Consider the following 12,483-nt stretch of genomic DNA (forward strand, 5'->3'; position numbering starts at 1 on the left):
TGTGTTAATTTGCCTATATCTGCGGTGAAAAAAAGAGAATGTATTAACCGCAGATAACAATGGATTGACGCTGATTCACGCAAAGGTCGAAAAGAGATATAGGAAGAATTCGGATGCTAACAAATTTGATATAACAACTAACAACAGTCAACAGTCAACCGACAACTAACAACTAACAAATAACAAATAACTAATGACGAATAATTACCCCCTAATCTTAGGAGTTACTGGAGCATCGGGACTGATTTATGCGGTGCGAACATTGAAATATTTGTTGGAAGCCGATCGCGCGATCGAACTGGTCGCTTCCAAGTCTACTTACATGGTTTGGCAAAGCGAACAGAACACTCGAATGCCCGCAGAACCGACGCTACAAGAGGAATTCTGGCGGGAACAAGCAGGAGTAGCCACAATGGGTAAACTTCGGTGCCATCCTTGGCAAGATGTCGGTGCTAATATTGCTAGTGGCTCCTTTCGTACCCAAGGGATGATGATTATTCCCTGTAGCATGAGTACGCTGGGGAAATTGGCGGCTGGTTTGAGTTCGGATTTGCTCGAAAGAGCGGCCGACGTTCAGCTCAAGGAAGGGCGAAAATTGGTACTCGTGCCTCGCGAAACGCCTTTTAGCTTGATTCACCTGCGGAATTTGACTACCTTGGCGGAAGCTGGAGCTAGAATTGTACCAGCGATTCCTGCTTGGTATCACAATCCCCAAACTATTGAAGATTTGGTAGACTTTGTGGTGGCTCGCGCTTTAGACCAGTTGGGGATTGATTGCGTTCCTCTCAAACGCTGGAAAGAAGATGTCAGTTGACAGTTGACAGTTGACAGTTGACAGTTGACAGTTGACAGTTGACAGTTGACAGTTTGTTATTGATGATTTGTTAGTTTTAATAGCAATTACCAATTACCTATTACCAATATTTTTAATATGCGTGCTGTATTTTTGCTAGTAATTGTGGTGGGGCTGACTATTTTTGCCCTGCAAAATGTGGAGCCGGCATTATCGCTGGTATTTTTGGGAGTTCGATCGCCCGCTTTGCCCTTATCTATCTGGATTTTGCTGAGCATGGCGGTGGGAGCTCTCACATCTTTATTGATTTCTGGTTTGCTCGCTTTTTCAAATTACCTATCCCAAACGGGAAACCGCACCGGCCGATCGAGTCGCAGCCGTCCCGATACTTTCCCAGAGGACATGAGAACGCCTTACACGCCACCTCCCCCTCCTAGAAAACAGGGAATTGACCCGGATCTGAATAGGGAAAATAATCAAACTCAGGCTGCTGGTTCCTACCGAACTGATTACGGTACGTCGGCTGGTTACAGTGCCCGGACTTTCCAGCAAGAAACTCCGAACCCGGATGGGGCGAAGGATTACGCTCAACCGGGGACTTATGCAGCCGCAGACGATGAGGATGATTGGATCTCAGATGGCTCAAAATCGGGATCTCAAGGGGGTGATGACGATTGGGGGGACGATCGCGATTTTCCCGATCGACCGCAGGTAAATGATGTTCCAGCGGCAAATCCGAGGGCTTACGAATCTCAGCAGGAACCGAAAAGCCAATCTTGGGCTGGCTCAGTATACTCTTACGGCTATCGAGATCCGAGTCAGTCTGGGGTGGGGCAAACTGAGGCTGTATACGATGCGGAGTATCGAGTGCTGGTTCCTCCGGGAGGGGATATTCCTAAACCCGCTGATGAAACACCAATAAATCCTCTTGCAGAAGCAGATGAGGATTGGGGATTGGATGAGGGTGATGAGTTTGATGACGATGATGGCCTCAGTGGCCGATCAATTAACCTGAAAAAATAGAAAAATATCGGAGGATTTGGCAGTGGATGGGTTGAGGGGAGTAAATATTTATCTTGTCGGGATGATGGGTGCGGGAAAAACAACGGTGGGGCGGATTTTGGCAAGAAAATTAAAATACCGTTTTTTTGATACTGATGAACTAATTGTTCGAGTTGCTAATCAGTCAATTGCTGAGATTTTTGATCGAGAAGGGGAAGAGGCTTTTCGGGAACTAGAAACTAAAGTGCTCGGTGAATTGTCTGCGTATCAAAATTCGGTTGTGGCTACGGGCGGCGGCATTGTGACGCGATCGATGAATTGGGGTTACTTGCACTACGGTGTAGTAGTTTGGCTGGATGTGCCTGTAGATCAATTGTACGATCGACTGCGTTCGGACACCGCTCGACCCCTACTGCAGGAGGGCGAGCTCAAATCTAAGCTGCAAAGCCTTTTTAAAGAGCGAGAGCGTTTCTACACTCAAGCAGATGTCCGAGTCTATGCTGGTGTGGGCGAAAGGCCTGAAGCAGTGGCGACTAGGGCGATCGAGGAAATCCAAAAAGTTATCAAACCAGAAACCGGGCCTGAGCTCAATTGATACATTCAGAAACCGATTTTCTAAGAAAATAACAGGTTTGTGGGGACTTTTGATACCAGTTCAAAAAAATAATGCAACTATACGCAAGCTCCAAACCACCACCTTTATCAGTCATTCCCAAAATCTAAAATCTAAAATCTAAAATCTAAAATGGTTGGACTTCGGTGAAAATACTGGTTTTTGTCTGAGTGTGTCCGTTTAACCACCCAATATTTTGCAATCCACCGGGTTTGACTGGATGTGATGCGTAACTTTTAGAAGCATGAGGATGTGGTGATGCGGAGATTTTATAAAAAAACTAATGGCAGACTCATCTGATTCGTTAAAGTCGGCTATTGAGTTCTCCCTAAAAATAAAATGGCCCCACGGCTGAAGGGCTGTAGGGCGCAAGGACAGTTAAACGCTACCTTGATTGTCGGGAAATTTAGCATAAATGCTACCCCGCTATGTGACGATTTTACGATCGTCCATTCACTCATCAACTCTCCCGTATCAAAAAATGTAACCCAGCACCGATCGAATTCAACCTGCCCTATTCTAAAAACAATACCTCATGCATTCTGACTAGCAGCTCCCGAAAGCTGCTTTTTTATTGCGCTGAGTTTTTGGCTGCAGGACTTGCGGGATCTTGGCAATAACATTTTGAGCAGCAGTCGCTACATTTCAATACTGCCCTAGGGGTTTTCAGTTCCACTCCAGGTGTGTCGGTAATTGGTAATTAGTAATTGGAAATTAGTAACGCGCAACGGGGAATCGGCCATTGACAAGCTGTACCTCACCACGCTTGAAAACTGCTATGATTACGGCGCAGAACCGGGCATTAATCCGGGGGTGGGGGATTGAAAAAAAATAAGCTGTATTTATTGATGGGCGCTCTGATAGTTTTGGGCTAAATATCCGTTGCAAGTTATAGAATTTGGTTGGGTAAATTTCCCGTTCCTTATTAAGAGAATACGAGCCTGCCTGTCCTTGACCAAAACTCGATCGCTCCGCCCAACCCCACACCTGTTAAAGAAATGGTAGCTAATACCGCAAAAGCCAGCCAATTTTTCCAACCAGATATTTGAATATCGAGTCTTGCCAAAGCTCCGGCTGAAATCAATAGTAAACAAGTAGCAAAAAGGTGTAACCAAGCAATAACTACGACGGCCACAAAAGCTCCTAAAGTTATAGAAATAAAAGCACCCAAATCACTCGAAAACAACCCCATAATTAAGGCTTTTGTGTTTCTCAGCGGGAACGACAAGGCGGCAGCAAACACTAAAATTGAAGCTATGGCTAGAAACCACGTCAGGTGCGGGGGAACATCAAACTCAGATAATTTCCAGCCAAAAGTGAAATAAGTAACAAAAAGTAGAGTTAGGGAAACCCAAGATTTTTTTTTCATCCAATGGCACAATTAGGAGAACCAGGCAAAAAAAAGATGATGCTCCCGATGAGTGTGTACAGTCTCTAGAGGTTAGTAGAAATAGCTTGCACCGGACAGGTAGGGATACACTGCTCGCAAACGATACACCGCGATCGAGCAAAACTTAGTTTAAAGCTTTCTGGGTCAAGGGTCAAGGCTTCTGTCGGGCAAACCCCCGTACATAAACCGCAGTCAACGCAGATATCTTCGTCTATGAGTATTTCCCGACTGGCTAGGGAAACGCCGATATTTTGCGATCGCATCCAGTCGATCGCCGCTTCTAGCTGGTCGATGTCCCCTGATAACTCTAGCACCAGTTTGCCCACTTGATTCGGAGCCACCTGAGCACGGATAATGTTGGCTGCAACATTAAAATCCTTTGCCAGTCGATAGGTGACAGGCATTTGGATCGATCGTTGGGGAAACGTCAGTGTTACCCGTTTTTTCACCCTGCAAGTCCTCGGTAATTTATAAACAATCTTTGTTATCTTATGTTTTAGCGCACTTGACCTAATTCTGGCCTATTCAAAAATTTTTATGAGATTGGTCTGATTATCTCAAAATGTGGTATAATCTGAATTTATTATTTAAAATACAAACATAGAAATAAAACCGCAATATATTTTATGACCCAGAATTCGCCCAACTCAACTGTCGCCCCCGCCGCCAAACATCCCGAAACAAAAGTCGCCACGCGCCTCAGAAACTTATTGATCGTGTTAGTCGCGATCGCCCTTTCAATATCCATCTTCTTAGGGCTGCAAACCCAAACGCCATCAAGCAGTCTCACCGATATGGCAAAAGCTTCAACGCCATTAGAAACAGCTTTGATAAATGGCAAACCGACACTCATGGAATTTTATGCTAATTGGTGCGGTAGCTGTCAGGCAATGGCTAACGATCTGAGCGAAATCAAACAGAAATACGCCGAACCGATGAATTTTGTGATGCTGAATGTAGACAATGACAAATGGCTGCCAGAAATCACAAAATATCGAGTAGACGGCATTCCGCACTTTGTCTATTTGAACGATAAAGGCAGCGCCGTTGCGGAAACGATGGGCGAAATGCCGCGCAGTATTATGGAAGCTAACTTAGAAGCTTTAATTGCAGGAAAACCTCTGCCACACGTCCAAGCAGGCGGTCAAGTTTCTAATTTTACTCCCCCCACAGGGCCTGTGAAAACAAGTAGCTCCGACCCCCGCGCCCACGGCTCTCAAGTACAGTAAAGGAAGTCATTAGTCATTAGTCAGTAGTCATTAGTCAGTAGTCAGTAGGAATAAGAGGCGTTGCTGATTTAGGGTATGAAAGGCTAAATATGCCAGTCATAGAAATCAGTATCGACAAAGCTTGGGGATTTTCAAGTTATTTTTTTCATACCCTGATTAAGCAACGCCGGGGAGGCGATCGTTCGTTGAAATAGAAGAACAGGAGAATGAAACGCTATTCAGCGTTTGTCCTGTAGTGAGACAATATGTAGTATCAAATCCAGTTTGTTGATACTTTCCGACAGTCCGGCAGGGGTTGAAACCCCTGCCTCAAAGCTAAAGTCGGTTAAAACTGAGATGTTGCACCATTGTCAATAAGCCTTTTATGAACGGGCTCTGGGGCCCGTTCCACAAGAAGAAAATCTACTCTTTGTGGAACAGGCCGGAAAGCCTGTTAAGCGAGAATGGTGCAATATGTGAGTTTTAACGACTATAGAATGTGATGAAAATGCAATTAATTGTAGTCCTCTTTTAGAGGAATTTCGCTGTGAGACAGGGTTTTCACCCCCTGTCGGACTGGAAGTCAAACGAGAGATTCGATCGGAAATATGAACACTCCTGAACCTTCATTAACTAAAACAGAATTAAGAAAATCGCTCCTCAACACCCGCAAATCTCTATCAGCACAAGAATGGAGAGAAAAGAGCGATCGACTCTGCAACCACCTACAAAACTCGCCCCTATTTGAAAGAGCAAAAACAGTCCTCGCCTACTTTAGTTTTCGCCAAGAACCAGATTTAAGTCCCCTATTTACATCTTCTGTGGAGCAGGCAAGATGCCTGCTCAATTCTGTGGAGCAGGCAAGATGCCTGCTCAATTCTGGACACAGGCAAGATGCCTGTCCCACAAATGCCATTCACACCCCTAAAAAATGGGGATTTCCCCGCTGTGTCGGTAAAGAGCTATCCTGGCACATCTGGCAGCCAGGAGATGCTTTACATACTGGAGCTTATGGCATAGTCGAACCCCTGCCGGATGCTCCTAAAATAGATTACTCAGAAGTAGATTTAATGCTCGTACCCTCAGTAGGCTGCGATGTTCGCGGCTATCGCTTGGGCTACGGTGGCGGCTATTATGATCGAATGTTCAGTGTAGCTGAGTGGGAATCAAAAATTACGATCGGCATTATCTTTGAATTTGCCTTGCTCGCCCAACTACCAGTTGACTCCTGGGACAAACCGCTGCGCGGAATTTGCACGGAAAGCGGGTTAAAAATAATACAGCAAAAATCTTAAAGGTCGATCGAGCAATAAATTTTCAGAAATTATCCCTAGATCCCTGTTTATCGAAAATTTGGGTCTAGAACCCCGTCCTAGAAGGACGGCTTTACTTTTTTGATAACTTGGTTTACCATAATACTGCTAGTTTAGTAAATGCAATGCTAAAAGCCTACAAGTACAGAATCTATCCGAGCAACGAGCAAGCAATATTACTTGCCAAGTCGTTTGGTTGTGCGCGTTGGTTTTACAATTTTGCTCTTAACCTAACTAGCGAAACTTACAAAGCAACTGGCAAGGGATTAAGTCGTAACGACATCATAAACTTGCTTCCTTCCTTGAAGAAAGAACATGAGTGGTTAACAGAACCCCCATCACAATGCTTACAGCAGGTAGCATTAGACCTGTCGAGTTCTTTTCTGAACTTCTTTGAGAAGCGTGCTAATTACCCAACATTTAAAAAGAAGGGTAACAAACAATCCATCCGTTTTCCTCAAGGCATAAAGTTAAACGGAGATTACCTGATTCTTCGCAAATTGGGTAAAGTTCACTGTAAGATATCTCGCTTATCAGAAGGTAAACTTAAGTCAGTCACAGTATCACTTACCCCATCCAGTGAAGACTATGCTGCTTGTCTCTATGAGGATGGTAAAAATATCCCTGTCTCATCGTCAGAAGGAAAAGCCGTTGGGATAGATATGGGAATAACCCATTACGCCATTACGTCTGATGGGACTAAGCATGGCAACCCTAAATATTACCGACGAAAATACGAGATCGGGCTAGCTAAAAGACAAAAGCTACTTAGCCGCAAACAAAAAGAATCTAACAACCGTAATAAAGCTCGTAATAAAGTTGCTAAGGTTCACGCAAAAATTACCAGATGCCGTGAAGAGTTTCTCCACAAGCTAAGTCATAAGTTAGTTGACGAAAACCAAGTCATAGTAGTAGTAGAGAATCTAGCAGTTCGGAATCTGGTCAGAAACCACAAATTAGCAAAATCTATTAGTGATGCTGGATGGGGTCAGTTCTGTACCATGTTAAAGTACAAGTCTCAATGGCAAGGTAAAACCTACATCGAAGTAGATAGATTCTTCCCTAGTACAAAAACTTGTAGCAACTGTTTACATCAAGTTAAAGAAATCCCTTTAGATGTAAGAGTCGGGACTTGTCCTCATTGTGGCACTACACCTGACAGGGATATTAACGTCGCTCAAAACATCAGAGATGAAGGTTTACGAATTTTGGCGGGAGGGCATCTCGCTGCTGCTTCTGGACAACGTGTAAGAGCATCTAAAGGCACTGCTTTTAGAGGCAATGTTGGATGAAGGAAGAATCCTCGTACCTGATAGTCGAGGAGTTGTCAAATATATTCTATTTAGGACTTGCACAAGTCTTTTTGAATCTAGAATCTAAAACCTAAAATCTAAAATACTATGGCCCAGCGCTACGTTCGAGTTAAAACAACACAGGGACACATCCATTACGGTTTACTGCAACTGGGCCACAGCGTTCAAGTATTTGATGCACCTCCCTGGCTACAAGGACAACCAACGGATTTGGAACTTTCACCAGATACTTACCAAATTCTCGCCCCGTGCTCTCCCTCAAAAATTGTAGCCGTAGGCAAAAATTATGTCGATCACGCTGCTGAGATGGGAACCCCAGTACCTGCTGAGCCCCTGCTGTTTTTCAAGCCTCCGAGTGCAGTCATCGCCGCAGGTGGAGCGATTCGCTATCCGCAGCAGTCGGAAAGGGTAGACTACGAAGGAGAATTGGCCCTGGTAATTGGCGAACATTGTACCAACTGCACTCCCGAACAAGCACACGGCAAAATTTGGGGCTATACCATCGCCAACGACGTAACAGCCAGAGATTTGCAAAAGCGGGACAACCAGTGGGCTAGGGCCAAAGGGTTCGATACATTTTGTCCCTTGGGGCCTTGGATTGTCCGCGAATTGAGTCCTGCTGCACAATTGCAGACTTTTGTCAATGAGAGCGATCAACCAGTACAGTCATCCCCGATCGATCGCATGGTATTTTCGCCAGACTTTCTCGTCTCCTACATCAGTCAAGTAATGACCCTAATTCCAGGCGATGTGATACTGACTGGAACGCCACAAGGAGTAGGGCCGCTACAAATAGGCGATCGAGTCCGAATTGAAATAGAAGGCATCGGCAGTCTTGAAAATAGAGTAGTTATTAGTCCTTAGTTATTGGGCATTGGGCATTAGAACCAACAAATAATAACCAACTAACAACTGTCAACTGTCAACTGTCAACTGACTAACGAACCTGCATATAAACAGCATCCGAAAGCGGAGGAATCTCTGCATAGCGTCCCAAAAGCGACTGCACGACTGCATAGACAAAGGCAGCAAAAGCGCCCAAAAACACCATGTTATACAGAGTTTCCGCAATAAAGGCGACTTGTAAGCCGTTAGAAAAAATCGGCAAAACCAGACCGCACAGCATCAAAACAATGTCTAAAAGAATCGCCTGCATCGCATTAAAACGAATGAAGTGACTGATGTTTTCGTTTCTAACTACTCCTAAATACAGAGCAAAGAAGATAATCAAGCTAGCAAAGGGCAAACTATAAATTTGCATCAAAGGAGCTAGCGGTATCAACAACAGTTGCAGGACAGGAAACTGTGTAAACAGAAACCTGCCAAAGGCAAGCCCGTCAACCAACGGGAGCAAATAAGGCAAAGAAGCAAAAATCCGGTCTGGAACAGTTGTAGACCCGCGCCAAGTCATAATAAACTCTCCTGAGTCGATCGGTGAACTATTAATTCCTATTAAAATCAGCATAACGCAGCAGGCTCAGTTCCGACTCGCCCGGAATTTGCTCATTTGTGGGCGGATAGCAGCCTCAAGTACCAGATGCAGGGGAACTTAGATTGAGTCGGGTTAATAGTCACCATGCCCCATGCCCCATGCCCCATGCCCCCTTCCCGATGATTATTTAATATTGGCAATGACGAAGCCCATTTGACACTCGTACCGATCGGGCAAATTTTCCGTAGGTTTAGCAACTGGATGGCCGCAGCGAAGCTCTCCACCGCTCCAGCGCGGTTGGCCAGTGCGATCGGCCAGCAAACAACTTTGGCAAATACACTGAGGGGCAAGCATCTGATTTTCCATTAGAATGACTAACATTTGATACCTCCGGCAGGTTTCACACCAGTAATTTCATTGTATGTCAGGAGTTGGGGACAAACAGCTTAACCTGAACACAACGTAATATTTATATCAATGGTGCGAAATCCGTAGTACGGTATAAGATCCCCAATTCCCAATCCCAAAACTGTCAAAAGGTTGATTATTGTGACGGACACTAACTTAGAATTCCTTTCCAAAACCGATCCGCTCATTGCCGATTTAATCGGGCAAGAGCTCCAGCGCCAACGAGACCACCTAGAACTCATCGCCAGCGAAAACTTTACCTCCGCAGCGGTAATGGCAGCTCAAGGCTCAGTGCTGACCAATAAATACGCCGAAGGACTCCCAGCGAAACGGTACTACGGCGGCTGCGAATTTATTGACGGCATCGAGCAAATTGCGATCGATCGTGCCAAACAGCTCTTTGGAGCAGCTCACGCCAACGTCCAGCCCCACTCCGGCGCTCAAGCCAACTTTGCAGTATTTTTGAGCTTGCTAGAGCCTGGGGACGGAATTATGGGCATGGATTTGTCCCACGGCGGACACTTGACCCACGGTTCGCCGGTTAACGTATCGGGGAAATGGTTCAAAGCTTTTCACTACGGCGTCAGCCAAGAAACAGAACAGCTCGACTACGAGGAAATTTTGGCACTGGCCAAACAAAACCGACCGAAATTGCTAATTTGCGGCTATTCAGCATATTCACGAATTATCGACTTTGAGAAGTTTAGAGCGATCGCCGACGAAATCGGAGCCTACCTGCTCGCCGACATCGCCCACATCGCCGGGTTAGTCGCCACAGGACACCACCCCAACCCCCTCCCCCACTGTCACGCAGTCACCACCACCACTCACAAAACCCTGCGGGGCCCCCGTGGTGGCTTGATTATGACTAATGACCCGGAATTAGGCAAAAAGTTTGACAAAGCAGTTTTCCCCGGCACTCAAGGTGGGCCCTTAGAACACGTCATTGCGGGCAAAGCAGTAGCTTTCGGCGAAGCATTAAAGCCTGAATTTAAAACTTATTCTGGTCAAGTAATTGAAAATGCGCGCGCATTAGCTGCACAGTTGCAGCAGCGGGGTTTAAAACTCGTTTCCGGCGGCACGGACAATCACTTAATGCTAGTTGATTTGCGATCGGCAAACATGACAGGCAAACGAGCCGACCAATTAGTCAGCGGTGTGAATATTACTGCTAATAAAAATACCGTGCCTTTCGATCCGGCATCGCCCTTTGTCACCAGCGGTTTGAGACTCGGTTCGCCGGCGATGACCACCAGGGGAATGGGAACAGCAGAATTTACCGAGATTGGCAATATTATTGCCGATCGACTGCTAAATCCAGATGATGAAAGCGTCGCAGCCGACTGCCTGCGTCGAGTAGCAGCACTGTGCGATCGCTTTCCCTTATATCCCCACTTGTACTTGAGAGTGCCGGCATTAGCTTAATTTTCCTGATCGGCAATGGGAAATTGGTAGTTGGAAGTGTACGGGTAAAAGGGTAAAAGAGCAGGAAAAGATTGAGAGTTGCCGGGAGCGATATTGACAAGCGGTTTTCACCAAAAATATCGATCGCCAATACGGTTTTTAGTAAAGATATTTGTCGGGCGGGGCTGGTTAGACTAACGGTATTTGTCGGTTACGAAAGATACCACTCAACTGGGCCCGCTCGCCAAATATTGACTTTTTTGTTCGCGAAAGAGTCCATATTTCAAATCGTTAATTCGAGAGTTATGAATGAAAAACCTCACAATTCGCCCCAGGGCAACTGCCATTGCGGCAAATCTCCGACTCCCAAACCCCCAGTCGCTCTTCAAGATGTTTCCTTGTTATAAGCCATCTGAAATGTAGTAGACTCTGCCTGACAGCCTAATTGCCCCGCACTATTTAAAATTGATTTCAGATGCCGTACCAGTATCTGTACCACATACTCGCTTTTCTGGTTTCTGCGATCATCGTCCTCTGGAGTACGCCAATAGTCAAAAAAATTGGTCTAAAAAGCGGGCGAGTCGATCGGCCAGGCGAGCGAAAAGTTCACAAGCGGCCCATGGTGCGCTTGGGAGGAGTTTCCATCTTTCTCGGCACTATCACTGCCCTCTTATTTGTCTGGCTCTCAGGAGGCTTCATCGATGCTAACGGACAAGTGCTCAATCCCAAAGACGAATACGAAATTTGGGGAGTCACCCTCGGTGGCATCGGGTTCTTCCTCATCGGTTTAGCAGACGACCTATTTTCGCTCTCGGCCTTCAAACGCTTGCTCATGCAAATTGGCGTATCCAGCATCGTTTGGATGGCAGGCGTACAGATTGAGTTTCTGACAGTTCCCTCCCTGGGACTGACTAATATTGGCTGGCTGAGCTTGCCAATTACCGTGATTTGGCTTGTCGGCATGGCGAATGCCATCAACTGGATTGATGGTTTAGACGGTTTAGCTGCCGGAGTTTCAGGGATTGCAGCAGTTGTAATGCTGATTGTCAGTCTGGCGATGCACCAACCCGCGGCGGCTCTGATTGCAGCGGCTTTAGCTGGCGGGGCCTTGGGATTTCTGCGCTACAACTTCAATCCGGCTCAAATCTTTATGGGAGATGGCGGGGCTTATTTTATCGGGTTTACTCTCGCTGGAGTGGGAGTAATTGGGTTAGTTAAAACTACGGCTGTTACTTCTGTGTTGCTGCCATATTTAATTTTAGCTGTACCGATTTTAGATATGTCGGCGGTGATTCTCGATCGACTTCGCAACGGCAAGTCACCGTTTATTGCTGACAAGCGCCACCTCCACCACCGACTTCTACAAGCCGGGCTATCCCATCGATTTGCGGTTTTATTTATTTACTCGCTGACACTGTGGGTGGGAAGTTTAGCCCTAGCTTTTTCGCTCCCCAGCGGCGTAATTTACGCTATGGGTGCAACAAGTTTGCTGGGGTATGCTAGCTGGAAAGTTTGGAGACACGCTCGATAGTTAGTTGAATGTTGAATGTTGGCTGTTGGCTGTTGTCATTCCCCAATTAATTCTCCAATCTAAAATCCAAAATCTA

At 45.9% G+C, this 12,483-nt stretch carries 14 protein-coding genes; 10 read left to right on the plus strand and 4 right to left on the minus strand.

The window, feature by feature from the left end:
- Positions 1-193: 193 nt before the first annotated feature.
- The 4 genes from QUA74_RS13895 (at position 194) to QUA74_RS13910 (ending at position 3,233) form a co-directional block, all read left to right on the plus strand.
- Entirely contained in the window at positions 194-814 is a 621-nt protein-coding gene (locus tag QUA74_RS13895; RefSeq protein ID WP_333329626.1) for a flavin prenyltransferase UbiX, read from the plus strand.
- A gap of 117 nt (positions 815-931) precedes the next feature.
- Entirely contained in the window at positions 932-1,816 is an 885-nt protein-coding gene (locus QUA74_RS13900; protein ID WP_333329629.1) for a LapA family protein, read from the plus strand.
- A gap of 22 nt (positions 1,817-1,838) precedes the next feature.
- Positions 1,839-2,390: a shikimate kinase gene (locus tag QUA74_RS13905; protein ID WP_333329632.1), complete on the plus strand. Its 552-nt coding sequence runs from the start codon at positions 1,839-1,841 to the stop codon at positions 2,388-2,390.
- Between the two features lie 711 nt (positions 2,391-3,101).
- Positions 3,102-3,233, plus strand: coding sequence for a hypothetical protein (locus QUA74_RS13910; RefSeq protein ID WP_333329635.1), 132 nt, complete (start codon positions 3,102-3,104; stop codon positions 3,231-3,233).
- 100 nt (positions 3,234-3,333) lie between these two features.
- Here the strand turns inward: QUA74_RS13910 and QUA74_RS13915 are convergent, their stop codons facing one another.
- Positions 3,334-3,777, minus strand: a complete 444-nt coding sequence (locus QUA74_RS13915) for a hypothetical protein (protein ID WP_333329637.1) — start codon at positions 3,775-3,777, stop codon at positions 3,334-3,336.
- 65 nt (positions 3,778-3,842) lie between these two features.
- Positions 3,843-4,247, minus strand: a complete 405-nt coding sequence (locus QUA74_RS13920; RefSeq protein ID WP_190741019.1) for an NIL domain-containing protein — start codon at positions 4,245-4,247, stop codon at positions 3,843-3,845.
- 177 nt (positions 4,248-4,424) lie between these two features.
- Between QUA74_RS13920 and QUA74_RS13925 the strand changes: the two genes are divergently transcribed.
- From QUA74_RS13925 to QUA74_RS13940, 4 genes are all read left to right on the plus strand, one after another.
- A complete protein-coding gene (locus tag QUA74_RS13925) occupies positions 4,425-5,027 on the plus strand; it encodes a thioredoxin family protein (protein WP_333329640.1) in 603 nt (200 codons plus the stop codon).
- 587 nt (positions 5,028-5,614) lie between these two features.
- On the plus strand, positions 5,615-6,301 hold the full coding sequence (locus QUA74_RS13930; RefSeq protein ID WP_333329643.1) for a 5-formyltetrahydrofolate cyclo-ligase: 687 nt from the start codon (positions 5,615-5,617) through the stop codon (positions 6,299-6,301).
- Between the two features lie 143 nt (positions 6,302-6,444).
- Positions 6,445-7,611, plus strand: coding sequence for an RNA-guided endonuclease TnpB family protein (locus tag QUA74_RS13935; RefSeq protein ID WP_333329645.1), 1,167 nt, complete (start codon positions 6,445-6,447; stop codon positions 7,609-7,611).
- 108 nt (positions 7,612-7,719) lie between these two features.
- Positions 7,720-8,496: a fumarylacetoacetate hydrolase family protein gene (locus tag QUA74_RS13940; RefSeq protein WP_333329648.1), complete on the plus strand. Its 777-nt coding sequence runs from the start codon at positions 7,720-7,722 to the stop codon at positions 8,494-8,496.
- A 73-nt stretch (positions 8,497-8,569) separates the two neighbouring features.
- Here QUA74_RS13940 and QUA74_RS13945 read toward each other — a convergent pair whose 3' ends face one another.
- Both QUA74_RS13945 and QUA74_RS13950 read right to left on the minus strand, forming a co-directional pair.
- Complete coding sequence (locus QUA74_RS13945; RefSeq protein ID WP_333081032.1) at positions 8,570-9,043, minus strand: Tic20 family protein; 474 nt, start codon at positions 9,041-9,043, stop codon at positions 8,570-8,572.
- A gap of 204 nt (positions 9,044-9,247) precedes the next feature.
- Entirely contained in the window at positions 9,248-9,445 is a 198-nt protein-coding gene (locus QUA74_RS13950) for a hypothetical protein (RefSeq protein WP_333329652.1), read from the minus strand.
- 168 nt (positions 9,446-9,613) lie between these two features.
- Here QUA74_RS13950 and glyA point away from each other — a divergent pair, with 168 nt between their 5' ends.
- Both glyA and QUA74_RS13960 read left to right on the plus strand, forming a co-directional pair.
- On the plus strand, positions 9,614-10,897 hold the full coding sequence (gene glyA / locus QUA74_RS13955) for a serine hydroxymethyltransferase (protein WP_333329655.1): 1,284 nt from the start codon (positions 9,614-9,616) through the stop codon (positions 10,895-10,897).
- A 454-nt stretch (positions 10,898-11,351) separates the two neighbouring features.
- Positions 11,352-12,407, plus strand: coding sequence for an MraY family glycosyltransferase (locus QUA74_RS13960; RefSeq protein WP_333329658.1), 1,056 nt, complete (start codon positions 11,352-11,354; stop codon positions 12,405-12,407).
- Positions 12,408-12,483: the final 76 nt, after the last annotated feature.

This window comes from Microcoleus sp. LAD1_D3, from assembly GCF_036702135.1.
In the GTDB taxonomy this organism is placed as follows: Bacteria; Cyanobacteriota; Cyanobacteriia; order Cyanobacteriales; family Microcoleaceae; genus Microcoleus.

Excerpts from the sequence above, each read along its gene's own strand:
- QUA74_RS13895 (WP_333329626.1), top strand. The coding sequence starts at position 194 with ATGACGAATAATTACCCCCTAATCTTAGGAGTTACTGGAGCATCGGGA.
- QUA74_RS13900 (WP_333329629.1), top strand. The coding sequence starts at position 932 with ATGCGTGCTGTATTTTTGCTAGTAATTGTGGTGGGGCTGACTATTTTT.
- QUA74_RS13935 (WP_333329645.1), top strand. The coding sequence starts at position 6,445 with ATGCTAAAAGCCTACAAGTACAGAATCTATCCGAGCAACGAGCAAGCA.
- QUA74_RS13945 (WP_333081032.1), bottom strand. The coding sequence starts at position 9,043 with ATGACTTGGCGCGGGTCTACAACTGTTCCAGACCGGATTTTTGCTTCT.
- QUA74_RS13950 (WP_333329652.1), bottom strand. The coding sequence starts at position 9,445 with ATGTTAGTCATTCTAATGGAAAATCAGATGCTTGCCCCTCAGTGTATT.
- QUA74_RS13940 (WP_333329648.1), top strand. The coding sequence starts at position 7,720 with ATGGCCCAGCGCTACGTTCGAGTTAAAACAACACAGGGACACATCCAT.
- QUA74_RS13915 (WP_333329637.1), bottom strand. The coding sequence starts at position 3,777 with ATGAAAAAAAAATCTTGGGTTTCCCTAACTCTACTTTTTGTTACTTAT.
- QUA74_RS13925 (WP_333329640.1), top strand. The coding sequence starts at position 4,425 with ATGACCCAGAATTCGCCCAACTCAACTGTCGCCCCCGCCGCCAAACAT.
- QUA74_RS13930 (WP_333329643.1), top strand. The coding sequence starts at position 5,615 with ATGAACACTCCTGAACCTTCATTAACTAAAACAGAATTAAGAAAATCG.
- QUA74_RS13960 (WP_333329658.1), top strand. The coding sequence starts at position 11,352 with ATGCCGTACCAGTATCTGTACCACATACTCGCTTTTCTGGTTTCTGCG.